The sequence below is a fragment of the Kribbella swartbergensis genome, from assembly GCF_054784135.1.
Map to the genome: position 1 here is coordinate 94992 of NZ_BAAGPM010000014.1, position 22297 is coordinate 117288.

General features: G+C 69.9%; 24 protein-coding genes and 1 riboswitch. Of the genes, 19 read left to right on the forward strand and 5 right to left on the reverse strand.

Features of this window, described 5'->3' with window-relative positions; genetic code table 11:
- Positions 1 to 7 precede the first annotated feature (7 nt).
- Complete coding sequence (surE, locus tag ACYVOK_RS07260) at positions 8 to 781, forward strand: 5'/3'-nucleotidase SurE (RefSeq protein WP_460661486.1); 774 nt, start codon at positions 8 to 10, stop codon at positions 779 to 781.
- Between the two features lie 58 nt (positions 782 to 839).
- Here surE and ACYVOK_RS07265 read toward each other — a convergent pair whose 3' ends face one another.
- Both ACYVOK_RS07265 and ACYVOK_RS07270 read right to left on the reverse strand, forming a co-directional pair.
- Complete coding sequence (locus tag ACYVOK_RS07265; RefSeq protein WP_460662180.1) at positions 840 to 923, reverse strand: hypothetical protein; 84 nt, start codon at positions 921 to 923, stop codon at positions 840 to 842.
- Positions 896 to 1531, reverse strand: a complete 636-nt coding sequence (locus ACYVOK_RS07270) for a 3-keto-5-aminohexanoate cleavage protein (RefSeq protein WP_460661487.1) — start codon at positions 1529 to 1531, stop codon at positions 896 to 898. The genes ACYVOK_RS07265 and ACYVOK_RS07270 overlap by 28 nt, the downstream gene beginning before the upstream one ends.
- A gap of 89 nt (positions 1532 to 1620) precedes the next feature.
- Positions 1621 to 1746: riboswitch (cobalamin riboswitch) on the forward strand.
- Positions 1747 to 1814: 68 nt separating this feature from the next.
- On the opposite strand from ACYVOK_RS07270, the gene ACYVOK_RS07275 reads away from it, so the two are divergent.
- The 9 genes from ACYVOK_RS07275 (at position 1815) to ACYVOK_RS07315 (ending at position 11767) form a co-directional block, all read left to right on the forward strand.
- Positions 1815 to 3938 carry a putative cobaltochelatase gene (locus tag ACYVOK_RS07275; RefSeq protein ID WP_460661488.1) on the forward strand — a complete coding sequence of 708 codons (2124 nt, stop codon included), beginning with the start codon at positions 1815 to 1817 and terminating at the stop codon, positions 3936 to 3938.
- Positions 3938 to 4552 (forward strand): cob(I)yrinic acid a,c-diamide adenosyltransferase, encoded by a 615-nt coding sequence (gene cobO / locus ACYVOK_RS07280; protein WP_460661489.1) that lies wholly within the window; start codon positions 3938 to 3940, stop codon positions 4550 to 4552. Before ACYVOK_RS07275 ends, cobO begins: the two co-directional genes overlap by 1 nt.
- Positions 4546 to 5901 (forward strand): cobyrinate a,c-diamide synthase, encoded by a 1356-nt coding sequence (locus tag ACYVOK_RS07285; protein WP_460661490.1) that lies wholly within the window; start codon positions 4546 to 4548, stop codon positions 5899 to 5901. The genes cobO and ACYVOK_RS07285 overlap by 7 nt, the downstream gene beginning before the upstream one ends.
- Entirely contained in the window at positions 5898 to 7262 is a 1365-nt protein-coding gene (bluB, locus tag ACYVOK_RS07290; protein WP_460661491.1) for a 5,6-dimethylbenzimidazole synthase, read from the forward strand. Before ACYVOK_RS07285 ends, bluB begins: the two co-directional genes overlap by 4 nt.
- 13 nt (positions 7263 to 7275) lie before the next feature.
- Positions 7276 to 7890 (forward strand): hypothetical protein, encoded by a 615-nt coding sequence (locus ACYVOK_RS07295; protein ID WP_460661492.1) that lies wholly within the window; start codon positions 7276 to 7278, stop codon positions 7888 to 7890.
- 127 nt (positions 7891 to 8017) lie between these two features.
- The gene (locus ACYVOK_RS07300; protein WP_460661493.1) at positions 8018 to 9118 is read left to right on the forward strand and encodes a LolA family protein; all 1101 of its coding nucleotides are present in this window, start codon (positions 8018 to 8020) and stop codon (positions 9116 to 9118) included.
- A gap of 2 nt (positions 9119 to 9120) precedes the next feature.
- Positions 9121 to 10065 carry an ABC transporter ATP-binding protein gene (locus ACYVOK_RS07305; protein WP_460661494.1) on the forward strand — a complete coding sequence of 315 codons (945 nt, stop codon included), beginning with the start codon at positions 9121 to 9123 and terminating at the stop codon, positions 10063 to 10065.
- Entirely contained in the window at positions 10052 to 10921 is an 870-nt protein-coding gene (locus ACYVOK_RS07310) for an ABC transporter permease (RefSeq protein WP_460661495.1), read from the forward strand. Before ACYVOK_RS07305 ends, ACYVOK_RS07310 begins: the two co-directional genes overlap by 14 nt.
- A 12-nt stretch (positions 10922 to 10933) precedes the next feature.
- Entirely contained in the window at positions 10934 to 11767 is an 834-nt protein-coding gene (locus tag ACYVOK_RS07315; RefSeq protein ID WP_460661496.1) for a putative RNA methyltransferase, read from the forward strand.
- A 46-nt stretch (positions 11768 to 11813) separates the two neighbouring features.
- Here ACYVOK_RS07315 and ACYVOK_RS07320 read toward each other — a convergent pair whose 3' ends face one another.
- On the reverse strand, positions 11814 to 12470 hold the full coding sequence (locus tag ACYVOK_RS07320) for an FMN-dependent NADH-azoreductase (protein ID WP_460661497.1): 657 nt from the start codon (positions 12468 to 12470) through the stop codon (positions 11814 to 11816).
- Positions 12471 to 12596: 126 nt separating this feature from the next.
- Between ACYVOK_RS07320 and ACYVOK_RS07325 the strand changes: the two genes are divergently transcribed.
- Complete coding sequence (locus ACYVOK_RS07325) at positions 12597 to 13142, forward strand: MarR family winged helix-turn-helix transcriptional regulator (RefSeq protein WP_460661498.1); 546 nt, start codon at positions 12597 to 12599, stop codon at positions 13140 to 13142.
- On the opposite strand, the gene ACYVOK_RS07330 is transcribed toward ACYVOK_RS07325, so the two are convergent.
- Complete coding sequence (locus tag ACYVOK_RS07330; RefSeq protein WP_460661499.1) at positions 13139 to 13795, reverse strand: response regulator transcription factor; 657 nt, start codon at positions 13793 to 13795, stop codon at positions 13139 to 13141. The genes ACYVOK_RS07325 and ACYVOK_RS07330 overlap by 4 nt on opposite strands.
- Position 13796: 1 nt before the next feature.
- Positions 13797 to 15173: a sensor histidine kinase gene (locus tag ACYVOK_RS07335; RefSeq protein WP_460661500.1), complete on the reverse strand. Its 1377-nt coding sequence runs from the start codon at positions 15171 to 15173 to the stop codon at positions 13797 to 13799.
- Between the two features lie 515 nt (positions 15174 to 15688).
- On the opposite strand from ACYVOK_RS07335, the gene ACYVOK_RS07340 reads away from it, so the two are divergent.
- The 8 genes from ACYVOK_RS07340 to ACYVOK_RS07375 all read left to right on the forward strand — a co-directional run bounded on the left by ACYVOK_RS07340 (position 15689) and on the right by ACYVOK_RS07375 (position 22296).
- A complete protein-coding gene (locus tag ACYVOK_RS07340; protein WP_460661501.1) occupies positions 15689 to 16708 on the forward strand; it encodes an ABC transporter substrate-binding protein in 1020 nt (339 codons plus the stop codon).
- A gap of 10 nt (positions 16709 to 16718) precedes the next feature.
- Positions 16719 to 17540, forward strand: coding sequence for an ABC transporter ATP-binding protein (locus tag ACYVOK_RS07345; RefSeq protein ID WP_460661502.1), 822 nt, complete (start codon positions 16719 to 16721; stop codon positions 17538 to 17540).
- Positions 17537 to 18316: an ABC transporter permease gene (locus tag ACYVOK_RS07350; protein WP_460661503.1), complete on the forward strand. Its 780-nt coding sequence runs from the start codon at positions 17537 to 17539 to the stop codon at positions 18314 to 18316. The genes ACYVOK_RS07345 and ACYVOK_RS07350 overlap by 4 nt, the downstream gene beginning before the upstream one ends.
- A complete protein-coding gene (locus ACYVOK_RS07355; RefSeq protein WP_460661504.1) occupies positions 18313 to 19401 on the forward strand; it encodes an Ldh family oxidoreductase in 1089 nt (362 codons plus the stop codon). The genes ACYVOK_RS07350 and ACYVOK_RS07355 overlap by 4 nt, the downstream gene beginning before the upstream one ends.
- Entirely contained in the window at positions 19401 to 19796 is a 396-nt protein-coding gene (locus tag ACYVOK_RS07360; protein WP_460661505.1) for a RidA family protein, read from the forward strand. The genes ACYVOK_RS07355 and ACYVOK_RS07360 overlap by 1 nt, the downstream gene beginning before the upstream one ends.
- Before the next feature lie 159 nt (positions 19797 to 19955).
- On the forward strand, positions 19956 to 20789 hold the full coding sequence (locus tag ACYVOK_RS07365; RefSeq protein ID WP_460661506.1) for a fumarylacetoacetate hydrolase family protein: 834 nt from the start codon (positions 19956 to 19958) through the stop codon (positions 20787 to 20789).
- Positions 20786 to 21574 carry a GntR family transcriptional regulator gene (locus ACYVOK_RS07370; RefSeq protein ID WP_460661507.1) on the forward strand — a complete coding sequence of 263 codons (789 nt, stop codon included), beginning with the start codon at positions 20786 to 20788 and terminating at the stop codon, positions 21572 to 21574. Before ACYVOK_RS07365 ends, ACYVOK_RS07370 begins: the two co-directional genes overlap by 4 nt.
- Entirely contained in the window at positions 21571 to 22296 is a 726-nt protein-coding gene (locus ACYVOK_RS07375) for an SDR family NAD(P)-dependent oxidoreductase (protein ID WP_460661508.1), read from the forward strand. Before ACYVOK_RS07370 ends, ACYVOK_RS07375 begins: the two co-directional genes overlap by 4 nt.
- Position 22297: the final 1 nt, after the last annotated feature.

The following is a 22297-nucleotide window of genomic DNA, read 5'->3' on the forward strand; positions in this document are numbered from 1 at the left end:
TAGAGGTATGGCGCCCGAGAACCTGCGAGTCCTGATCACCAACGACGACGGTTACCAGGCTCCGGGGATCCGGGCGCTCGCACCCGCGATCGCCGAACTGGGGCACGACGTCCTGGTGGTGGCGCCGCTCGACGACCAGAGCGGTGTCGGCTCGGCCCGGGCCGGGATGGTCGGCCGCCCGATCCGGACCGACGTCGAGGAGGAGGGCGGTATCGCCTACCACGGCATCGACGGGACGCCGGCCCTCGCGGTGACGCTGGCATCCGTCGGGGCGTTCGGCGCGGCGCCCGACGTGGTCGTGTCCGGAATCAACCGCGGCCACAACATCGGCGTACCGATCTTCCATTCCGGCACCGTGGCCGCGGCGCTGACCGCGGCCGGGCAGGGCATCTCGGCGGTTGCCGTCAGCATCGACTCCGAAGACCCGGCGCACTGGGAGACCGCGGGTGCGGTCGCCGCCGAGGCGCTGACCTGGATCGTGCCGGAGCCGGCCGGGACCGTGCTGACGATCAACGTGCCGGACCGCCCGCTCGACCAGTTGGCCGGCGCCCGGCACGCGTCCCTGGCCCCGATCAAGCGGTCCCGGATCACCGGTACGACGGCCCCGACCGGCGAGCCGATGATCGAACTCCAACCGCCGGCCGCGAACCCGGTGCCAGGCTCCGACGAAGCCCTGCTCGCCGCCGGCTTCGTCTCGGTCACCCCGATCGTCGGCATCCGCGAGGTCAAGGACGACACAGCCGCCACCACCCTCGCCAAACGCCTCGCCGCCTACCGATGAAACTCTCCGCCGGCGAGTCACCTCTGACCGTGACGCCGAGGTGGTCAGGACGTTTGTGTTACAGGTAGGCCAGTAGATCCGCGTTGCTGGTGACCTGCTGTCCGTCGGGTCCGGTCAGGACGTCCTCGAACCCGATCCGGATGCCGTAGCCCTGCGTCGTCGCCCATCGCAGTACTGGCAAGCCCACTCGTTCTCACCATGGACGACAAGCTCGGCCTGACTTGGACCGAGCGCCGCCAGGGTCGCCTGTGCGGCTTCGACGCCGTCAGCACCGGGCGAAATGCCCGGCAAGGCCTCGACCAGGACACGCGTCACGGGTCCGCCCCAGGCGACGTACTTCTCAGCGGCTTTCGCCGTGAACAGCCCCGCCTCGACCCCGATCCCGCGCTCGATCAGCAGGTCCGCGATCCGCTCGGCGCCGTCTTCGTGGAAGTTCACACTCGCGAAGTCGGGCCCGCGCTCCCAGCCGGCGAGCAACTCCGTTCGCCGGGCGAGATCCGGAACGATCTCCTCCCGCGTCGACACGCCGATCGGCACGCCGGGACACCGCTGCCGAACGGCCTCGACCGCGGCATGGATATCGGCCCAGCGCAGACTCTCCTTCTCGTCGGCTCCGCGCGGGTGGATGTGAACCGCGAGGGCGCCAGCCCGAACCGCGCCCGCAGCCTCCCGCGCCAACTCCTCCGGCGTGATCGGCACCCCGGGATGATCGGCCCGCGACCGATCCCCGTTCAGACACGCCTTGATCATCCGCCCACGCTAACGCCGACCTCCGACAACGAAGGATGTCGTGGGGCGGCGATGTGAGCCTGGTCGCGGAGGAGGGGGATGCGGTGTGCCATGATCGGGCGGACGGTTGTGGAGGAACACCGGTGACCGGCTGCGGCCGGGAGTCCGGGGCGGTCCCGCCACTGTGACCGGGGTGACCCGGGAGCCAGGACATCCGCGTCCGTCCGCCGGTCCGCGATCACCGCGGTACGGCGTACCAGCCGTAGCGGGCGTGGACACCCGCTCGACGAAGGGACCCCCGCCGATGCGGCCAGCTCCGACCACACCAGCCGAGCTCACCCCGCGGGGACACTCCGGGTTTCCGTTCACCGCCGTGGTCGGTATGGCGGATCTCCAGCTGGCGTTGATCCTGGCCGCCGTCTCACCCGCGATCGGCGGTGTGCTGATCCGCGGCGAGAAGGGCACGGCCAAGTCCACCGCGGTCCGGGCGCTGACCGAGATCCTCCCGCCGGTGGACGTCGTGACCGGCTGCCGGTTCTCCTGCGACCCCGAGCACCCGGACCCATCGTGCCCCGACGGCCCGCACGGGTCGGAGCGCGCGGTCCGCCCGGCTCGGCTGGTCGAGCTTCCCGTCGGCGCCACCGAGGATCGCGTACTCGGCTCGCTCCATCTCGAACGGGCGCTGGCCGAAGGCGTCACGGCGTACGAACCCGGTCTGCTCGCCGCCGCGCACCGCGGGCTGCTGTACGTCGACGAGGTCAACCTGCTGCACGACCACCTGGTCGACGTACTGCTCGACGCCGCCGCCATGGGCCGCGCGACCGTCGAACGCGACGGTGTGTCCGTCACCCATCCCGCCCGCTTCGTCCTGGTCGGCACGATGAACCCGGAGGAAGGCGAGCTCCGCCCCCAACTGCTCGATCGCTTCGGCCTGACCGTCGACGTCGTCGCCAGCCGCGACCCGGCCATCCGCGTCGAGGTGATGCGCGCTCGCCTGGCCTATGAGGCCGACCCGGCCGGCTTCACCGCGCAGTACGACGGAACGCAGCGCGAACTCGCCGAGCGGATCGTGAAGGCCCGTGACCTGTTGCCCCAGGTGATCCTGACCGAGGCGGCGCTGCGGCAGATCGCCGAGATCTGCGCGTCGTTCGACGTCGACGGGATGCGCGCTGACCTCGTCACGGCGCGTACGGCGGTCGCGCACGCGGCCTGGTCGGGCCGGACGGTGGTCGAGGTGGAGGACGTCCGCGCCGCCGCCAAGCTCGCCCTGCCCCACCGCAAACGCCGCAACCCGTTCGACGCCCCTGGCCTGGACGACGACCAACTCGAAGAGGCGATCAGGAACAGCACGCCACCCCCGGACCCCGACGACGACCCGGACGGCCGGGGCGGACCGGGCGGGCCGGACGGTGGCGGCGCCGACCCATCCGACCCCTCGGAAGCGGACAACGCCGATCCAACCGACCCAGCCAACGCCGACGCCGCCAACCGGGCCGACGCCGACGCCGCCAACCGGGCCAATGCCGACGCCGGCAACCGCGCAGACGCGGATTCGGGCGAGGCTGACAGCGGCGATGTGAAGGCCGGCCCGGCGGGAGTGGAGGAGGTCGTCGGGAGCTCGCAGCCTTACAAGGCTCGACTGTTGAGCGTGCAGTCCGCCGGTGCGGGCGTTGCCGGACGACGGTCGCGGGCAATCACCGACCTGGGCCGCGTGGTCGGCGATCGACCAAGGGTCGGGCGGGAGCCCGGTCGACCGCACCTGTTGGCGACCCTTCGGTCAGCGGCCCCTCACCAGCAAGCGAGGGGACGAAGCGGTCCCGGACTGACGGTGCATGCGGCGGACGTGCGCCTCGCCGTACGTGAAGGTCGCGAGGGCAACCTCGTCCTGTTCTGCGTCGACGCGTCCGGGTCGATGGGTACGAAGAAACGCATGGGTGAGGTGAAGACGGCGATCGTCTCACTGCTGCTCGACGCCTACCAGCGCCGCGACACCGTCGGCCTCGTCACCTTCGCCGGCGCGTCGGCCACGGTCGCGCTCCCGCCGACCGGCAGCGTCGAAACCGCCGTACGACGTCTTGAATCGCTGCCGACCGGTGGTCGCACGCCGCTCGCCGAAGGCCTGCTCCAGACGGCGGAAGTACTCCGCATCGCCGCCATCCGCGATCCACGCCGCCGGCCGCTGCTCGTCCTCGTCACCGACGGCCGGGCAACCCACGGCGACAACGCCTTCGCGCGCGCCAGGCAGGCGGCCGGATGGCTGGCCCAGCAGGGAATCGCCACGGTCGTGGTCGACTGTGAACCGCATCGCGGTGTCCGCCTCGGTCTCGCCGCGGAGCTGGCCGCCGACCTCGGCGCCGAGTACCTCGACCTCGGTGACGTTGCCGCAGGCAACCTGGTCCGGGCCGTCACCGAACGGAGGGCGGCCTGATGCCGAAGGGACAGCCCGCCGTCGTACCGCAGGACGGCCTGACCACCCGGCAGCGACGGAACCGGCCGTTGCTGATGGTCCACACCGGCGAGATGAAGGGAAAGTCGACGGCCGCCTTCGGGATGGCGCTGCGCGGCTGGAACCAGGGCTGGAACATCGGCGTGTTCCAGTTCGTCAAGAGCGCGAAGTGGAAGGTCGGCGAGGAGAGTGCCTTCCGGGCGCTCGGGCAGTTGCATGAGGCAACGGGTCAGGGCGGTCCGGTGGAGTGGCACAAGATGGGCGAGGGCTGGAGCTGGGCGCGCAAGGCCGGCACCGAGGACGACCACGCGGCCGACGCCCTCGAGGGCTGGCGGGAGATCCAGCGCCGGATCGGGTCCGAGACGCACGACCTCTACGTACTCGACGAGTTCACGTACCCGATGAAGTGGGGCTGGGTCGACGTCGACGAGGTGGTGGACACGCTGGTGAACCGGCCTGGCCATCAGTACGTCGTCATCACCGGCCGCGACGCCGACCAGCGACTGCTCGACGCCGCCGACCTGGTGACCGAGATGACCAAGATCAAGCACCCGATGGACGCGGGTCAGAAGGGCCAGAAGGGCATCGAGTGGTGATCCCGCGTCTGGTGGTGGCCGCGCCCGCATCAGGCGCGGGGAAGACGACTGTCGCCGTCGGGCTGATGGCGGCGCTCCGGCAGGCCGGGCACACGGTCGCGGGTTTCAAGGTCGGCCCCGACTACATCGACCCCGGCTTCCACGCCGTCGCGACCGGTCGGCCCGGGCGGAACCTCGACCCGATGCTGCAGGGTGAGGAGCGCGTCGCACCGCTGTTCGCGCACGGCGCGGCGGGTACGGACCTTGCCGTCGTCGAAGGTGTGATGGGCCTGTACGACGGTGCACTCGGGACCGAGGGCTTCTCCTCCACGGCCCATGTCTCGAAGTTGCTCAAGGCACCCGTCGTGCTGGTCGTCGATGCCTCCGCGGCCGGGCGCAGCGTCGGTGCCGTGGTCAGCGGATTCGTTGCCTTCGACACCGAGGTTCGGATCGTCGGGGTGATCCTGAACAAGGTCGGCTCGGATCGCCACGAGGCCGAGGTCCGGGCCGGTGTCGCACCGACCGGCGTACCGGTGCTCGGCGTACTCCGGCGGGACACCCGCCTGACCGTGCCCAGCCGCCATCTGGGGTTGGTCCCGGCCGACGAACAACGCGGGCAGGCGGAGGCAGCCGTGGAGGCGGCGGCCGAGCTGGTACGACAGGGCGTTGATCTCGAGGCGTTTGTGACGGCCGCCCGCACCGCGGTGGAGTTCGACGTGGCGGCATGGGATCCGGCGACCGAGGTGACACCGGCCGAGGAAGGTCGTCCGGTCGTAGCGGTTGCCGGCGGGCCGGTGTTCTCGTTCCGCTACACCGAGACGACCGAGTTGCTCGCAGCCGCCGGCGCCGACGTCGTCACCTTCGACCCGCTGTCCGACCCGTTGCCTGAAGCCACATCAGCGCTGTATCTCGGTGGTGGCTTCCCCGAGTTGCACGCCGAAGCCCTGTCGGCCAACGTCGGGCTCCGTCGGCAGGTGGCGACCGAGATCGCGGCCGGCCTGCCCGTCATCGCGGAGTGCGCCGGCCTGCTCTACCTGTGCCGCGAGCTCGACGGTCACCCGATGACCGGTGTCCTCCCCGCGACCGGACGGATGACCGGCAGCCTGACGCTCGGCTACCGTACGGCGATCGCCGCGAGCACGACCGCGTTCTTCGACGAGGGACGGCGCGTCCGCGGCCACGAGTTCCACCGTACGATGATCGACCTCGACACCGAGGTGGATCCGGCCTGGTACCTCCCGAGCGGGGCCGAAGGCCTCACCCGGTCCCGGCTGCACGCGTCGTACCTGCATCTGCACTGGACCGCGACCCCCGACGTGCCCGCGCGCCTGGTCGCGGCCGCTCGTGTCCACGCCGGGCTGGAGAAGTGAACCTGGTCGTCGGAGTCGGTCTGCGCTCCGGTACGTCGTACCGCGAACTCCGCGACCTGGTCGACGCCGCACTGGCCGAGGCGGGCGGGGGAGTTGTGCGCACTGTGATCACCGTTGAGGGCCGGGAGACAGAGCCGGGTCTGCAGCGTCTGGTGGCGTCGCTGCACGCCGGCCTCCGGACCGCAAGCGCCGAAGACCTGAAGCATCAGACCGTGCCGACGCCGAGTGACCGGGTGGAACACCTGACGAGCACGCCGAGCGTTGCCGAGGCGGCTGTGCTCCTGACCGGCGCCGAACTCCTGGTTCCCAAACGGAAGTCCCCGAACGCGACCACAGCCGTCGGACGCCTACGTGCCGCCCCCGGCTACCCGCCGACCGAGCGGGACGTGGTGCATCGCGTGCTGGCCGAGCGCCGGGACGTACGGCGTGGGTTCGTGAACCAGCCGATCGCCGACGACGTACTCACTCGGGTGCTGGAGTCCGCACACCGTGCACCGAGTGTGGGCCTCAGCCAGCCGTGGGACTTCCTGCTGATCCGCGACATCGCCACGCGCCGCAAGGTGCACGACCTGGCCATTGCTCAGCGTGACGCGTTCGCCGCATCGCTTCCGGACGACCGGCGTCAGGCGTTCGACGGGCTGAAGATCGAGGCGATTCTCGACACGCCACTCAACATCGCTGTGACCTGTGACCCCGGCCGTGGCGGCAGGCACGTCCTCGGCCGGCATGCGGATCCGCGCACGACCTGGTTCTCGGCGGCGATCGCCATCCAGAACCTCTGGCTGGCCGCACGAGCCGAAGGGCTCGGCGTCGGGTGGGTCTCGTTCTTCGAGCCCGGTGAGGTCGCCGCCGTGCTGGACCTTCCCGCGCACATAGAGCTCGTCGGCTACCTCTGCGTGGGCCATGTCGAGGAGTTCGCCGCGGCACCCGAGCTGGTACGGACCGGGTGGGCCGCACGCCGTCCACTCGCCTGGGCCGTGCACCACGAGCAGTGGGGTCGTCGGAGCTCGTCCATCGAGGACGACGCGGTGAACGCCGGTAAGAACGCAGTACGGGCTGTCGGCTGGCAGCGAGTTCGTGTGGTCGTGGGTGGCGATCCGTCGGAGTATCTGGAAGAGCTTGACGCGCTCGTCGTCCAACTGGGGCCTGACCGGCCGGCGGCTGACTTCGGAGTGCTGTGGCGGCCGGCGCGTACGCCGGTGGAGGCTGTTGAGCTCGGTGTCGAGGTCGCACGCGACCTGGCGATGCAAGGGGTCGGACAGCTCGTCGTACAGGTCGTCGAGGAGTCCGAGCTGGCCGACGGCCTCGCGCGTGGGCTCCGGGCCGGGGCGCTGGCCTGTGGAGTGGACTGGTCGGGATGACACACTCGTCCGCATGACCGTTCCACCACAAGGCCAAGCAGCCATGTACGTGCCCGCGTTCTCGATGAAGCAGCGGATCACGATGATGGCGAACAAGTACGAGCTGATCGCCACCAACCCGGACGGGTCGGACGGGCCGCTGCTGGCCTTCGCGCAGCAGAAGCGGCTGGCGTTCAAGGAGCAGGTCACCTTCTACAGCGACGACTCCAAGTCGCAGGCGGTGTTCTCGTTCAAGGCGCGCAGCACGATCGACCTCGGCTCCGGGTACGACGTGTTCGACGCGAGCGGGCAGCCGATCGGGTGGTTCAAGAAGGAGTTCGGCAAGAGCCTGCTGCGATCCAGCTGGCTGCTGTCCAGCGGGCACCTGCACGCGGCCGGGACCGAGCGCAACCCGACCATCGCGATCGTCCGCCGGATCTGGGAGTTCGTCCCGTACCTCGGTGACATCCCGCTGCCGTTCATCTTCCACTTCGACTTCACCGACCACGAGACGGGCCAGCCGGTCCTGTCGGTGGAGCGCAAGGTGTCGGTCCGGGACCGCTACCGGGTCACCGTCCAGGATCCGCGGCTGGACTTCCGCGTGGCCGCCGCGATGACCGTGGCCCTGGACGCGCTGCAGAGCCGCTGACATCCACCCTGCGCGGTACGTCGTACGCCCGGCGTACCGCGCTCGTCGTACAGCCTCCTCACTCTTTTGGGTGAAGTGACCCTGAGACCACTTGGTTCCACCCGGTGACGGTGCGAGTCTTGAACACATGGGTGCAGCGCAGCGCAGTCGACGGTGGTTGGTTCCGGTCACGGCAGTCGCGGTGGTCGCGGGGGTGGGCACGCTCGGTCCGGTGGTTGCGGACGCGACGCCCAACTTGCCCGACATCACCGCGCAGGAGTTGCTGACCAAGGTCCAGACCGCCAAGGTCGACGGCCTCAGCGGGACCGTCCGGTCCTCGGCCGACCTCGGACTGCCGGCGCTGCCCGGCGTCGAGGGCGCCGACCAGTTGTCCGACCTGCTGAGCGGTGAGCACACGGCCCGGGTCGCGTTCGCGAGCCCGGACAAGGCGCGGGTGTCCATCCTCGACAACATGGCCGAGCGGGTCCTGACGACCGACGGCAAGACCGCCTGGGCCTACGACTCCGCCGAGCGCGAGGCGGTCAAGCTCACCCTGCCGCCGCGGACCAGCCGGCCCGCCAAGCCCGAGCTCCGGCCCGAGTCGTACGACCCGGCGGCGGTGGCGAAGCAGTTCCTCGACAAGATCGACCCGTCCACCACGGTCGAGGTGAGCGGGACCGAGGAGGTCGCCGGCCGGGACGCCTACAAGCTGCGCCTGGTGCCGAAGTCCGGCAGGTCCACGGTCGGTTCGGTCACCCTGGCGATCGATGCGAAGAACTGGGTGCCGCTCGAGGTGACCGTGATGCCCCGCAGCGGGAACGACCCGGCGGTGCAACTCGGATTCTCCTCGGTGTCGTTCGACGTACCGGCGGCGAGCACGTTCGCGTTCACCCCGCCCAAGGGTGTGAAGGTGAAGGAGGAGAAGGTGCCGGCCACCCGGCAGGCGCCGACGCCGGTCAAGCCGCCGAAGGCGATCAGCCCCGAGCACACGACGCCGAGCGGCGACAAGCCGACCGTGATCGGTGAGGGCTGGGAGACCGTGGTCGCGTTGCGCGACGTGAACCTTCCGCGCACCGGGCCGGTCGGCCAGCTGCTCGCCAACGCCCGTACCGTCGAGGGCTCCTGGGGCAAGGGCAAGATCCTGACCAGCAAGATGGTCAACGCCCTGGTCACCGACGACGGCCGGGTCCTGGTCGGTCTGGTCAGTCCGGACACCCTCGTCGCCGCCGCAGCGAAGGCGCCGCGCTAACCGTGGCCACTCCCGCCTCGCCGCCGGTGGTGACTCGGGGGCTGACCAAGCGGTTCAGGGGCGGGCAGGTCGCAGTGGACTCGGTCGATCTCGAGGTGCCGGCCGGGAGCGTGTTCGGGTTCCTCGGGCCGAACGGGTCCGGGAAGACGACGACCATCCGGATGATGCTCGGCCTGATCACGCCGACGGCGGGATCGGTCGAGCTCCTGGGGGAGCCGATGCCGAAGGCCCAGCTGCGGGTGCTGCCGCGGGTCGGCGCCCTGGTCGAGGGCCCGGCGTTCTACCCGTTCTGGAGCGGGCAGGCCAACTTGCTCCGCTTCGACGCCGCGGACCGGACGGCCGACCCGAAGACCCGCAAGGCACGAGCGGGCCTGGCGCTCGAGCGGGTCGGCCTGTCGAACGCGGCGAACAAGAAGGTCCGCGCCTATTCGCTGGGTATGCGGCAACGCCTGGCCATCGCGGTCGCGCTCATGCAGCGCCGTGAGCTCCTGGTCCTCGACGAGCCGACCAACGGTCTCGACCCGCAGGGCACCCGCGAGGTCCGCCACCTCATCCGCGAGCTGGCGAGCGACGGCACCACCATCTTCACCTCCACCCACCTGCTGGCCGAGGTCGAGCAGGTCTGCACCCACGCGGCGGTGATGAGCCGCGGCCGCCTGGTTCGCCAGTCCACGGTCGCCGAGCTCCGCGCCGAACTGCGTCCCCGCTTGGTCGTTCGTACGCCGGACGTCGGCCAGGCGGCCGACACCCTGAAGAGCCTCGGCGTCACCGACCTGAGGACCAGCGACGAGACCGTGGAAGGCGACGCCGGTGAGCTCCCGATCGACAAGTTCGCCGCCGCCCTGGTCGCCGCCGACGTCCGGATCCACGGCTTCGGCCTGGAACGCCCCAGCCTCGAAGACGCCTTCGTGGCCCTGACCGGAGAGGGCTTCGATGTCGCCGAGTGACACCGCGGTTGCGGAGACGCTGGACCTCCGCCGGCCGAGCGCGGGGCGGCACACGCTGGCGCTCTTCCGCTCCGAACTGCACCTGGTGTTCGGCCGGGCCCGGACCTGGGTGCTGCTCGCCGTCCTCGCCGCGGTCCCGGTGATGATCGGTGTGGCGATCAAACTGTCCGGGTCCGAGGGTGACGCCGAGGGCTTCATCGGGCAGGTCGCCGGCAACGGGTTCTTCCTGATCGTGGCCAGCCTCGCGGTCTCGTTGCCGTTCTTCCTGCCGACCGCCGTGACGGTGGTGGCGGGGGAGTCGCTCGCCGGGGAGGCGAGTCTCGGCACCTTCCGCAACCTGCTCACCGCGCCGGCCGGGCGGTCCCGGCTGCTCGCGGCGAAGATGGTCGCGCTCGCCGTGTTCTGCCTGACCGCGACGATGGTTATCTGGCTGTCCGGGCTGGTCGCGGGCATGGTGCTGTTCCCGGTCGGCGACGTCCTGCTGCTGTCCGGTACGACGGTCTCGCTCGGCGACGGGCTGCTCCGCGCCCTCGGCATCGCCGTACTGATCGGGTTGTCGATGCTCGGGCTCGCCGGGATCGGGCTGTTCGTCTCGTCGCTGACGTCGACCCCGCTCGCGGCGATGGCGGCCACTTTCGGCGCCTTTATCGTGTGCGGGATCCTGAGCGCCATCCCGCAGATCGACGTGATCCACCCGTGGCTGCTGATGTACGGCTGGACGTCGTTCGCCGACCTGCTGCGCGATCCGCCGTACTGGGACGCGATCGGCCGCAACCTGCTCCTGCAGGCCGGCTACCTGGGGGTCTTCTACGCCGCAGCCTGGGCCCGGATCACCAGTCGCGACATCAACGGCTGAGACAATGGGGCGGTGGATGCCGACCTGGTCGCCGTACTGCGCTGTCCTGTCTGCGGAGACGGGCTGGCACTGAGTGACCGTACGGCGCGGTGCCCGCGCGGCCATGCCTACGACCTCGCCAGGCAGGGCTACCTCAACCTGTTGCCCTCGGCATCGACCGGGATCGACGGCGACTCGGCCGCGATGGTCGGCGCGCGTACCGTCTTCCTCGGCGGCGGCCACTACGAACCGATCCGCGACGCGCTGATCCTCGCCGCCGCCGGCCTGCGGGACGACGATCTGGTGGTGGAAGTGGGCGCCGGCACCGGCTACTACCTGGCCGGCGTCCTCGGGACCGCGCCCGGACGCCGGGGGATCGCCCTGGACGTCTCCCGGTACGCCGCTCGGCGGGCAGCCAAGGCGGATCCGCGGATCGGTTCGGTCGTGTGCGACGCGTGGAAAGAGTTGCCGCTCCTCGACGGCTCGGCGCAGCTGATGCTGAACGTCTTCGCTCCGCGCAACGCCGCCGAGATGGCCCGCGTCCTCGCGCCCGGCGGCACCCTGGTCGTGGTGACGCCGAACCAGGACCACCTGGCCGAACTGGTCGGCGTACTCGGGCTGGTCAAGGTCGACGAGGAGAAGGAACGGCGGCTGCAGGACACGCTGGCGGGAAAGTTCGACCAGCTCGGCAGTGAGGTCGTCGAGTCGGTGATGCGGCTCGACCGGACGGCTGTCGAGCAGTTGGTGCTGATGACCCCGAGTGCGCGTCATCTGGATCACCGCGAGCTCGCGCACCGGATCGCCGTACTGCCGGAACCGGCGATCGTCACGTTGTCGGTGACGCTGTCCACCTGGCGGGTCGCCTGAGTGATGCCGGCTCGAGCTCGGCACCACGTCGGCCGCGGGGCGGATGTCAGGCGGCGTCGGCGACGAGTTCGCGAGCGACCACGGTGCCGTGCTGCTCGGCGGTGACGTGGGCCTCCGACTCGGAGACCTTGGAGGCGTCGATCAGCTCCTCCATGCCCGGGGTGACCGGGGCGAGGGTGAGCTCGGCGACGGCGGTGCGGATGTTCATGCCGAGGATGTCGCCGAAGATGCGCTCCAGGTAGGGGGTGGCGTGGTCCCAACCGTGTTTGGGGGTGCCGGGGCTGTAGCCGCCGCCGCGGGCGAGGGTGAAGATCACCGGGCGGCCGGCGACCGGGCTGGGGCCGTAGACGAATTCGGGATCGATCATGAGTAGGTCGATCCAGGTCTTCACGTGCTGGGCGATGCCGTAGTTGTACAGGGGTACGGCGAGCAGGACGGCGTCGGCGTTGCGGACCTCGGCGGCGAGTTCTTCGGCGAGGGCGGTGGCGGCGGCGAGGTCGGTTGGGTCGGTGTCGGCGCCGAGCTTGGCGGCCACCAGACTCGGCCAGGCGGTGGCCGGTAGTGGCTGCAGACCGAGGTCGCGCCGGACCACGACGCCGTCGGGGTGTTCGGCCTTCCAGGCGGCTTCGGCGCTGTCAGCCAGGGCGCGGCTGACCGATCCGTCCACCCGGACGCTCGCGTCGACGCGTAGCAGGGTCGTCATCTCAGTTGTCTCCATCGTTCGTGGGAGGGAAAGCTCGAATCGAGCTGTCCTGAAGATAGTCTGTGAAGCAGAACATCTTCAAGTCAGATCGTATTCCAGGTGGCGTACACGACGTACGATGGGGACATGACCAGTACTTCGCCGGAGGTCGCGACCCGGAGCGCCCGTGGCATCGCGCCCCGGGCCACCGCCGGCGCACCGGTCGAGTCCGACCTCGGCTGGGCACTGGGCGTGGTGTTTCGGCGGTACGCGAAGGCAGCCGCCGCCGCGCTGGAGGACGTACCAGGCGGGCCGCGGGGCTATCAGGTGCTCGCCACCACCAATGCCGAAGGTCCCAAGCGGCAGCTCGACCTGGCCGCGCAGCTCGGTGTGGACCGGACAGTGATGACCTACCTGCTGGACGACCTGGAGAAGGCGGGGCTGGTCCAGCGGCAGCCGGATCCGGCCGACCGTCGGGCGCGGTTGATCGTGCCGACGGAGCAGGGCACGGAGACCTTGTGTGAGATGGAGCGGCGACTCACGACGGCCGAGGAGGACGTCCTGGGCAGCCTGGACGAGGCCGAGCGCTCCAGCTTCCGCATGCTGCTGCAGCGCGTCGCGATGAAGGCCAACGCGATCGACCCGATCCACAACGCATGTGACGTGGCCGAGGACGTCATCGACGACCGCTAATGCAGCGGGACGAAACCTGACTCGTAGGCGCGGATCACGGCCTGGGTGCGGTCCCGGGCGTTGAGCTTCGCGAGCACGTTCGCCACGTGCGTCTTGACCGTCTGCAGGCCGAGGAACAGCTCGGTGGCGATCTCCGCGTTCGAGAGGCCCTTGGCCATCAGGCGCAATACCTCCTGCTCCCGCTCGGTCAGCTGGTACTCGTCGAGGCCGGCCGGCTTCGCCGGCTGCGCGCTGACGTGCGCGAGAGCCAGGGCCCGGATCGCCTCGGGAAACAGCAGTGACTCGCTGCCGGCGACCGTGCGGATCGCCGCGATGATGTCGTCCGGCGGTGTCCGCTTCAGCAGGAACCCGGACGCGCCCGCGCGCAGCGCGTCGTAGACGTAGTCGTCGTTCTCGAACGTGGTCACCACCAGCACGCGCGGCGCCGGGTCGAGGTTCTCCAGCAGCAGCCGGGTCGCCTGGATCCCGTCCACCGCGGGCATCCGGACGTCCATCAGGACCACGTCCGCCCCGGTACGGCGCACGACCGGCAGCACCTCCGCACCGTCACCCGCCTCGCCGACGACCTCGAGGTCGGATTCGGCGTTGATGATGGCGCGCAACCCGCTGCGGATCAGCGGCTCGTCGTCGACCACGACCACCGACAGGCTCATGTCATCCCTTCGTCGTCACAGCGACCGGCAGTGTCACCGCGAGCCGCCACAGGTTGCCGTCCAGGCCGGCGTCGACGGTCCCCCGCAGTACGGCGACTCTTTCACGAATACCGGCCAGACCACGCCCGCCGCCCGAGTGATCCGAGACCCCGCTGACCGGATTGGTCAGCTCGAGCCGCAGCCCGGACGCGTCCAGCCGGATCGACAGGCCGACCGTGAGCCGGCCGGCCGGTCGGCCCGCGTGCCGGATCGCGTTGGTCAGGCCCTCCTGGACGATCCGGTACGCCTCCCGGGAGACCGCCGCCGGCAGCCGGCTCAGGTCGCCCTCGCGCCGGATCTCGACGGTGATCCCGCCGGCCCTGGTGGCCTCGACCAGCTTGGGCAGGTCGTCCAGAGTCGCCTGGGGCGCGGTCTGCGAGCCCGGTCGCCGGTCGTCCCGGAGCAGGCCCAGCACGTGGTCGAGGTCGGCCAGCGCGGCCCGGGCCGAGGTCTCCATCGCGGCCAGGGCGGTCTCGGCGAACTCCGGATCGGTCGCCAGCACCCGTCGCGCCGCGGCCGCCTGGATGGTGACCAGGCTCAGCGCGTGCCCGACGCTGTCGTGCAGTTCCCGGGCCAGGCGGTTGCGCTCGGCAAGCATCGCCGTACGGCGTTCCAGCAGTTCGATCCGCTCGGCCGGCGTCGGGCCGAGGACGCGCGGGGCGAGGTACGCGAGCAACGCACCGACGGCCGCGGACAGGAAGAACAGCCCGACGATCCCGGCCAGCGCGACGGCCGGCATCCACAGGTCGGTCCAGTTGCCGCGGACCACATACCCGTAGTCGGGGATCAGTTCCCGCCGGCCGGGGGAGCGGAACGGTGCCGCGAGCAACACGGCGCCGACGCCGAACACCATCGTGCTGAGCGTTCCGACGATGCCGCCGGTGATCAGGTGCAGGCAGAACCAGGTCGCCGTCCGGCGGCGTTGCGCCCAGGTCCGGGCCGGGCCGAGCGGACGTTCCTCGAACCGGACGCCGAGCAGCGACTCGACCGCGATGCCCTCCACCTCACGGACCGCGGGCAGGATGCCCAGCGCGATCGGCGGGCCGACAACGAGGATGCCGATCAGGACGCCGGTCACCACGGCCGGCAGGTCGAGCTCCTGCGCGAGAGCGCCCAGCGCGCTGTCGACCAGGATGAACGCGAGCACGAGCGCCGCGCCGAGCAGCAGGTAGACCCATCGCAGGTACGTCGACGCCCGGCCGAGGCACGTGACACCCCGAACCAGGTACGACGCCAACCGCGCGAGCCGGCCCGCCGGACGCACCACTACAGACCCGTCGGCCTGCGATCCACGCACCACCCCGTCCACCACCCCCACATCGTCCCAAACCCCCGGCACCCCCACCTCCCTCCCCGGAGGGAACACCCCTCACGGCACGTCGAGGCCCACTGCGGGCAACGTTCACCCCTCACGGCATGTCGAGGCCTACTGCGGGCAACGTTCACCCCTCACGGCATGTCGAGGCCTACTGCGGGCAACGTTCACCCCTCACGGCATGTCGAGGCCTACTGCGGGCAACGTTCACCCAGAGCGGACCGGGAGAGCTTGACTCGGCGACCGACACGTGGGGTGGGTCACTCGCCACGCAGGGTTTACGCAAATTTGACCGGGGAAGGACGGGTTCGGAGCCGACTGGCGTCGCGATCTGCTGTCAAGGCAGGTACGGTCTGTGGTCGGGGCGGGATGCCCGTCCGGTGCGGACAGGTATGGGGAACGGCTCCAGGACGGGTGGCAAGCGGGCTCTGCAGGGGACCCGGAGCGGTGGACGTTAAGTCACTGTGAAGTCCCCGAGGGCCGATTGACCACCTTTCCATATTTGATGTTTGATCAAATATCGGAGGAGAGAGGTCGATATGAGGTTGAGGCGTTCCGCCGTCGCCCTGATGGCGGTCCTGGGGCTCGCCCTGACAAGTGCGTGCAACAACGGCAGCGACGAGGGCCAGGGTGAGGACTCGGGCCTGCAGAAGGTCAGCTACCTGACCTCGTTCAACACCTTCGGTCGTGAGGCTTACGCGTACGTCGCCCTGGAGAAGGGCTACTTCAAGGACGCCGGCTTCGACGTCACCATCAACCCCGGCTCCGGCACCGTCGACGTGATGAAACTGGTCGCCGGCGGCCAGGCCGACTACGGCATCGGCGACTTCACCGCCACCGTCATCACGCTGGGCAAGCAGAAGCTGCCGGTCACCACGGTCGGGATGATCCACCAGCGTTCACTGGCCGCGATCGTGGCGCTCGAGGGCGGCACCATCAGCAAGCCGCAGGACCTGGTCGGCAAGCGGATCGGTGACCAGCCCGGCTCGACCAACCAGGTCATGTTCCCGGTCTACGCCCAGGCGGTCGGCATCGACCCGAACTCGGTCAAGTTCGTCCCGTCGCCGCCGCCGGCGCTGCCGCAGTTGCTCGCCTCGACGAAGGTGGACGGCATCGGCCAGTTCGTGGTCGGCGTACCGCTGGTGGAGAAGGCGGCGAAGAAGAAGGCCATCGCCCTCCCGTACGGCGACAAGCTGCCGGACCTGTACGGCAACGCGATCATCACCCGCTCCGACCTGGCCAAGGACCACCCGGACCAGGTGAAGAAGTTCACCGGTGCGCTGCTGAAGGGGCTGCAGGACACCATCGACGACCCGGCCGCGGCGGCCGCGATCCTGAAGAAGCACGTGCCGCAGACCGACCTCGCGGTGGCCACCGAAGAGCTCAAGCTGATGAAGCCGTACGTCAAGCCGGACGGCTTCAACGATCCGCTGGGTGCGGTCGACCCGACCCGGGTGCAGAAGATCATCAGCCTCCTGGACAACGCGAAGGCGATCCAGCCGAAGGGCGCGGTCAAGACCGCCGACGTCGTCACTGTCGACCTCGCCCCGAAGGGCTGAACCGACCACGATGATTCGGCTGGACGGTGTAGGGCAGGTCTTCGACGGACGCGAGGGCCGGATCACGGCCCTCGAGGAGATCGACCTGCACGTCCGGCCGAACGAGTTCGTCACGCTGATCGGCCGGTCCGGGTGCGGCAAGTCCACCCTGCTCCGGCTGATCGCCGGACTGCTGCCGCCGACGTCGGGCACGGTCACGGTGGCCGGGGAGCCGGTCACCGGGCCGCGCCGGGACGTGTCGTTCATGTTCCAGCGGCCGGCCCTGCTGCCGTGGCGCTCGGTGCTGTCGAACGTGATGCTGCCGGTGGAGATCGACGGCGGCGACGGCGGGCAGCGTCAGTCACGCGGCCGGGCGGCGTACCGGGACCGGGCCCACGAACTGCTCGACCTGGTCGGGTTGAAGGGATTCGAGCGGCGGCTGCCGCACGAGCTGTCCGGCGGGATGCAGCAGCGGGTGTCGTTGTGCCGCTCGCTGATCCGCGACCCGCAGGTGATGTTGATGGACGAGCCGTTCTCCGCGCTCGACGCGCTCACCCGCACCGAGCTGTCCGAGGAACTGCAGCGGATCAAGATGGAGCTGTCCACCACGATCGTGTTCGTCACGCACTCGATCGAGGAGGCCGTCGTCCTGGCTGACCGGGTCGTCGTCCTGACGCCGCGGCCGGGTCGGCTGCGCGAGGTCGTGGACATCGACATCCCGCGGCCGCGCAGCCTGGGACAGAACGCGCATCTCACCGAGGTCGCGCAGATCAGCGGCCTGCTGCACGGGCTGCTCGCGGAGAAATCCGCCGAGCCGGTGGACGGGCGTCCGGTCGACGAGGTGCGGCCGTGACGAAGCGTTCCTGGCTCACGACCTCGCCGACCGCGGCAGTGCTGCTGCCGATCCTCGGTCTCGTCGGGGCGATCGCGTTGTGGTGGCTGGCGACGATCGTCTTCTCCGTCGAGTCCTACCTGCTGCCGAGCCCGGCCGATGTGGTGCGCACGTTCGCCGATCAGCCGGCGTACCTGCTGAAGGAGACCGGCGTCTCGTTCCTGGAGACCGTCGAGGGCTTCCTGCTCGCGATCGTGATCGGCGTACCGATCGCCTTGCTGATCGTGCGCTCGGTGATCCTGGAGCGCCTCGTCTACCCGCTGCTGCTGATGGTGAACGCCATTCCCAAGATCGCGGTGGCGCCCCTGCTGGTGGTCTGGATGGGGTTTGGGCAATGGCCCAAGGTGGTCATGGTCCTGCTGATGTGCTTCTTCCCGATCGTGATCTCGACCGCGCAGGGGATGAAGTCGACTCCCGTCGAGCTGGTGGAGTTGCTCCGGTCGCTGAAGGCGAGCCGGGCGCAGGAGTTCTTCAAGCTGCGGCTGCGCTACGCGATGCCGCAGATCTTCACCGGGCTCAAGGTGGCGATCTCGCTGGCGGTGATCGGTTCGGTGATCGCCGAGTTCGTCGGCGCCACCCAGGGGCTGGGGTACGTGATCCAGCAGTCCGGCGCGAGTGCCGACACCGCGCTGGCGTTCGCCGCGATCACCCTGCTCAGCATCATGAGCATCGTCCTGTTCTACGGACTGGTGCTGCTGGAGTACCTGTTCCTCCCCTGGGCCCAGGAGAAGCGGTGACAGCCCAAGCGTCTGACGCCGATCGGCGTGTGCTGGTTCGGCCGGCCTGGCTGGAGGCGACCGTCTCGGCCGTGTTCAGCGCACTCGGTTTCGACCCGTCCGACGCTGCCAAGATCGCCACCGCGTTGGTCGAGGCGGATCTGCGCGGCGTGAGTTCGCACGGCATCATGCTCGTCCCGATGTACGTCGAGCGCCTGAACTCCGGCGGTGTCACCCGGGAACGCGAGCTGGACATCCTGTACGACGCCGGCGCAGCGATGGTCGTGGACGCGCGCGGTGGCATGGGGCAACTGTCCAGCCCGCAGGCGATGGGACACGCGATCGAGCGGGCCGGGCGGCACGGGATCGGCCTGGTGTCGGTCCGCAACGCCCACCACTTCGGCGCGGCCAGCCGCTGGGCCATGCAGGCCGGCGACGCCGGCTGCATCGGGGTCGCGATGTCGAACACCACTCCGCTGATGCCGGCTCCCGGCGGGGCCGAGCGGATCGTCGGCAACAACCCGCTGGCGATCGCGGTGCCGACCTCGGCCGGGGTCGAGATCGTGCTCGACATGGCCTTGTCGGCTGTTGCCTTAGGCAAGATCCGGCTGGCGGCGTCGGCCGGGCGCCCGATCCCGGACAGCTGGGCGACCGACCCGTCCGGGACGCCGACCACCGACCCGGAGCAGGCGGTCCTCGGAATGTTGCTGCCGGCCGCCGGTCACAAGGGGTTCGGGCTGGCGCTGATGATCGACGTGCTGACCGGTGTGTTGAGCGGTGGCGGCTGGGGCGACCAGGTGCGACCGCTGTACCGGGAGCCGGACCGGCCGAACGACTGCGCCCACCTGTTCCTGGCGATCGACCCGGAGCTGCTCGGCGGTGCGGAGAGCTTCCGGCGCCGATCCTCCGGCCTGGCCGCGCGGGTCCGCAGCAGTGCGACGGCGCCCGGGGTCGACCGGCTGTACCTGCCGGGGGAGATCGAGGCCGAACGCGCCGCGCATCAGCGACGGAACGGCGTACTGATCGAAAGGTCCGGGCTGGACGGGTTGCTGGCGGCCGCACGGGCGGTCGGCGCCGTCGTCCCGGCGGGAGGGATGATCGACTGATGCCGAAGGCACAGGTCTCGACGACGGAGTTGCACACGCCGAACGGGGTGTTCTCCCAGGCCACCACGATCGAGGCGACCGGGCGGCTGGTGTTCGTCTCCGGGATGACCGCGCGTCGTCCGGACGGCAGCATCGCCGGCGTCGGCGACATCCGGGAGCAGACCCGGCAGGTGTGCGAGAACGTGCAGGCCGCGGTCCGGGCGGCCGGCGGGACGCTCGCGGACGTCTGCCGGGTGGACGTGTACGTGCGCAACATGGAGGACTTCGCCAAGATCCACGAGGTCCGGGCGCAGTACTTCGCCGAACCGCTGCCGGCCTCCACCATGGTCGAGGTCAGCAAACTCGCGCATCCTGACTATCTGATCGAGATCAGCGCCATCGCGGTGATCTCATGAACTGTGCACATTGCCGCGCTGCCGCGCGGCGGGTCATGGGGCTGTTGCTCCCGGCCTTCCCTCGTCGCTCCGGTCGCTTCGCTCCCTGCGCTCCTCAGTCCAGGCCGGGAGGCCCCATGACCGGGGGTGATCGCATGCGTGGCGTCGAGTGGACGTGAGATGCGGTACGTGATGGTGGAGCACGACGGCCGGGAACGGCCGGGCGTGCTCGACGGGGATTCGGTCTTGTTGCTCTCGGCACCTGACCTGACGGCGGTGCTCACCGCCGAGGCCTCGGTCGTCGCTGAGATTCCCTACAGCGAAGGGATCCTGCGTCCTCCGCTGCGGCGGTTCCGGCGCGACATCCTGTGTACCGGGTGGAACTACTGGGACCACTTCGAGGAGAGCCGAGGCAAGCGCGAGGGTCAGGACGTCGACCGGCCCGAGCACCCGACGTTCTTCACCAAGGGCCCGGACGTCGTGATCGGTCCGTACGACGACATCGCGTGGGATCCGGCGATCTCGGCCAAGTGGGACTACGAGGCCGAGCTTGCCCTGGTGATCGGCAGGACCGGCAAGAACATCCCCGCCTCCGAAGCGCTGGACTACGTCTGGGGTTACACGCTGGCCAACGACGTGTCCCAGCGGGACCTGCAGCGGGCGCATGGCGGGCAGTGGCTGAAGGGCAAGAGCATCGACAACACCATGCCGCTCGGTCCGTGGATCGTCACGGCCGACGAACTCGGTGATCCGCAGGACGTACGGCTGCAGTGTCTGGTCAACGGTGAGGTGCGGCAGGACGCTTCCACCAAGCAGATGGCCTTCGACGTCGCCACTCTCATCAGTGAGCTGTCCTTCGGCATGACACTGCGCCCCGGCGACCTGCTGTTGACCGGTACGCCGGCAGGCATCGGCAACGCCCGCGAGCCGCAAGTGTTCCTGCAGGAGGGTGATGTGGTCGTCACCCGGGCAGACAAGATCGGTGAACTCCGCAACACAGTGGTGCGGGCATGAACGGTCCGTTGGAGCTGCTACCGGGTGGTGGCCGTGGCGGGCGTCGTACGCTCGCCGAGCACGCCGCCGCCGAGTTGCACCAGCTCATCCTGTCCGGGGACCTTCCCAGCGGTACGCCGTTGCGCCTGGTCGAGCTGGCGAGCCGCCTGGAGATGAGCCAGATGCCGGTCCGGGAAGGACTGCGGCGGCTGGAGGCGCTCGGACTGGTCGAGATCATTCCGCACCGTGGTGCATGGGTCCGTGACCTCTCACTGGACGACCTGCGCGACACGCACGAGACCCGGCTGGCGTTGGAATCCCTCGCCGTACGGGCGGCTGCGGAGCACTTCAGCGAAGCGGATCTGGAGAAGGCAGCGGCCGCGCTGGCCGAGCACCTGCGGCTGTCACGGGCCGAGGACTCGGTGGGTGCGCGGCAGGCGCACGCGGACTTCCACTTCGCCATCTACCGGGCCGGTGGATCGCAGTGGCTGGCGCGGGCCATCGAGCCGGTGTGGCAGAACAGCGAGCGGTACCGGTTCGGCAGCCGGCCGACCGCGTTCCTGATCGAGCGGAACCGGGTGGAGCACCAGGCCATCCTGGACGCGTGTGTGGCGCGCGATCCGGACGCGGCCGAGCAGGCTCTTCGCAACCATCTGGCCGGCGCGTTCCAGCGGATCACCGAGACCATGACGAGGCGGGCCGAGGGGGGATCGGCACGGACGAGGCGGGCCGAGGGGGGATCAGCACCGACGAGGCGGGCCGAAGGGGATCAGCACGGCCTGTCGACGCAGAAGGAGACGTCATGAAGGTGCGCTTCGACGCGACCGGTGAGGTCGTTGTGATCACAGGCGGCGCGCAAGGCATCGGTGCGGCGTTGGCGCGTGCAGTCACGTCCTGCGGCGGTACTGCGGTCGTCTTCGACGTGGTGAAGCCTGCGTCGGGTGTCGAGTACGTCGAGGTGGATGTCGCGGACCGTGCGTCGGTGGAGTCGGCCGTTGCGGACGTGCTGTCGCGCTACGGCCGGATCGACGGACTGGTCGCCGGAGCCGCCGTGCAGCCTCGTACGCCGGTGATCGAGCAGGACCCGTCCGAGTGGACCCGGACGCTGCAGGTGAACCTCGACGGCGTGGTGTGGGTGTGTCAGGCCGTCGTACCGCACATGGTGTCGCGGCGGTCCGGATCGGTCGTCGTGTTCACGTCGGGCATGGCTGTCACCGGGTACGCCGGTGCGGCGGCGTACGCATCGAGCAAGGCCGCGCTGGTCGCGTTTGCGAAGTCACTCGCCGCCGAGGTGGCCGAGCACCGGGTGCGGGTCAACGTGACCGCCCCGGGAGTGATCGATACCGAGCAGTTCCGAGGTGCGAACGCGGATGCGGACCGCCTGCACTGGCAGGACACCATAGGTATCGGAGACCCCGAGGACGTGGTCGGGCCGCTGCTGTTCTTGTTGTCCGACGCGGCCGCGATGACCGGGTCCGTGCTGACCCGTGAGCGGGCCTTCGCCAAGCTAGTGAGCTTTACGGAGTGAT

Excerpts from the sequence above, each read along its gene's own strand:
- surE (WP_460661486.1), top strand. The coding sequence starts at position 8 with ATGGCGCCCGAGAACCTGCGAGTCCTGATCACCAACGACGACGGTTAC.
- ACYVOK_RS07270 (WP_460661487.1), bottom strand. The coding sequence starts at position 1,531 with ATGATCAAGGCGTGTCTGAACGGGGATCGGTCGCGGGCCGATCATCCC.
- ACYVOK_RS07275 (WP_460661488.1), top strand. The coding sequence starts at position 1,815 with ATGCGGCCAGCTCCGACCACACCAGCCGAGCTCACCCCGCGGGGACAC.
- cobO (WP_460661489.1), top strand. The coding sequence starts at position 3,938 with ATGCCGAAGGGACAGCCCGCCGTCGTACCGCAGGACGGCCTGACCACC.
- ACYVOK_RS07295 (WP_460661492.1), top strand. The coding sequence starts at position 7,276 with ATGACCGTTCCACCACAAGGCCAAGCAGCCATGTACGTGCCCGCGTTC.
- ACYVOK_RS07300 (WP_460661493.1), top strand. The coding sequence starts at position 8,018 with ATGGGTGCAGCGCAGCGCAGTCGACGGTGGTTGGTTCCGGTCACGGCA.
- ACYVOK_RS07310 (WP_460661495.1), top strand. The coding sequence starts at position 10,052 with ATGTCGCCGAGTGACACCGCGGTTGCGGAGACGCTGGACCTCCGCCGG.
- ACYVOK_RS07320 (WP_460661497.1), bottom strand. The coding sequence starts at position 12,470 with ATGACGACCCTGCTACGCGTCGACGCGAGCGTCCGGGTGGACGGATCG.
- ACYVOK_RS07325 (WP_460661498.1), top strand. The coding sequence starts at position 12,597 with ATGACCAGTACTTCGCCGGAGGTCGCGACCCGGAGCGCCCGTGGCATC.
- ACYVOK_RS07330 (WP_460661499.1), bottom strand. The coding sequence starts at position 13,795 with ATGAGCCTGTCGGTGGTCGTGGTCGACGACGAGCCGCTGATCCGCAGC.
- ACYVOK_RS07340 (WP_460661501.1), top strand. The coding sequence starts at position 15,689 with ATGAGGTTGAGGCGTTCCGCCGTCGCCCTGATGGCGGTCCTGGGGCTC.
- ACYVOK_RS07345 (WP_460661502.1), top strand. The coding sequence starts at position 16,719 with ATGATTCGGCTGGACGGTGTAGGGCAGGTCTTCGACGGACGCGAGGGC.
- ACYVOK_RS07360 (WP_460661505.1), top strand. The coding sequence starts at position 19,401 with ATGCCGAAGGCACAGGTCTCGACGACGGAGTTGCACACGCCGAACGGG.
- ACYVOK_RS07365 (WP_460661506.1), top strand. The coding sequence starts at position 19,956 with ATGCGGTACGTGATGGTGGAGCACGACGGCCGGGAACGGCCGGGCGTG.
- ACYVOK_RS07370 (WP_460661507.1), top strand. The coding sequence starts at position 20,786 with ATGAACGGTCCGTTGGAGCTGCTACCGGGTGGTGGCCGTGGCGGGCGT.
- ACYVOK_RS07375 (WP_460661508.1), top strand. The coding sequence starts at position 21,571 with ATGAAGGTGCGCTTCGACGCGACCGGTGAGGTCGTTGTGATCACAGGC.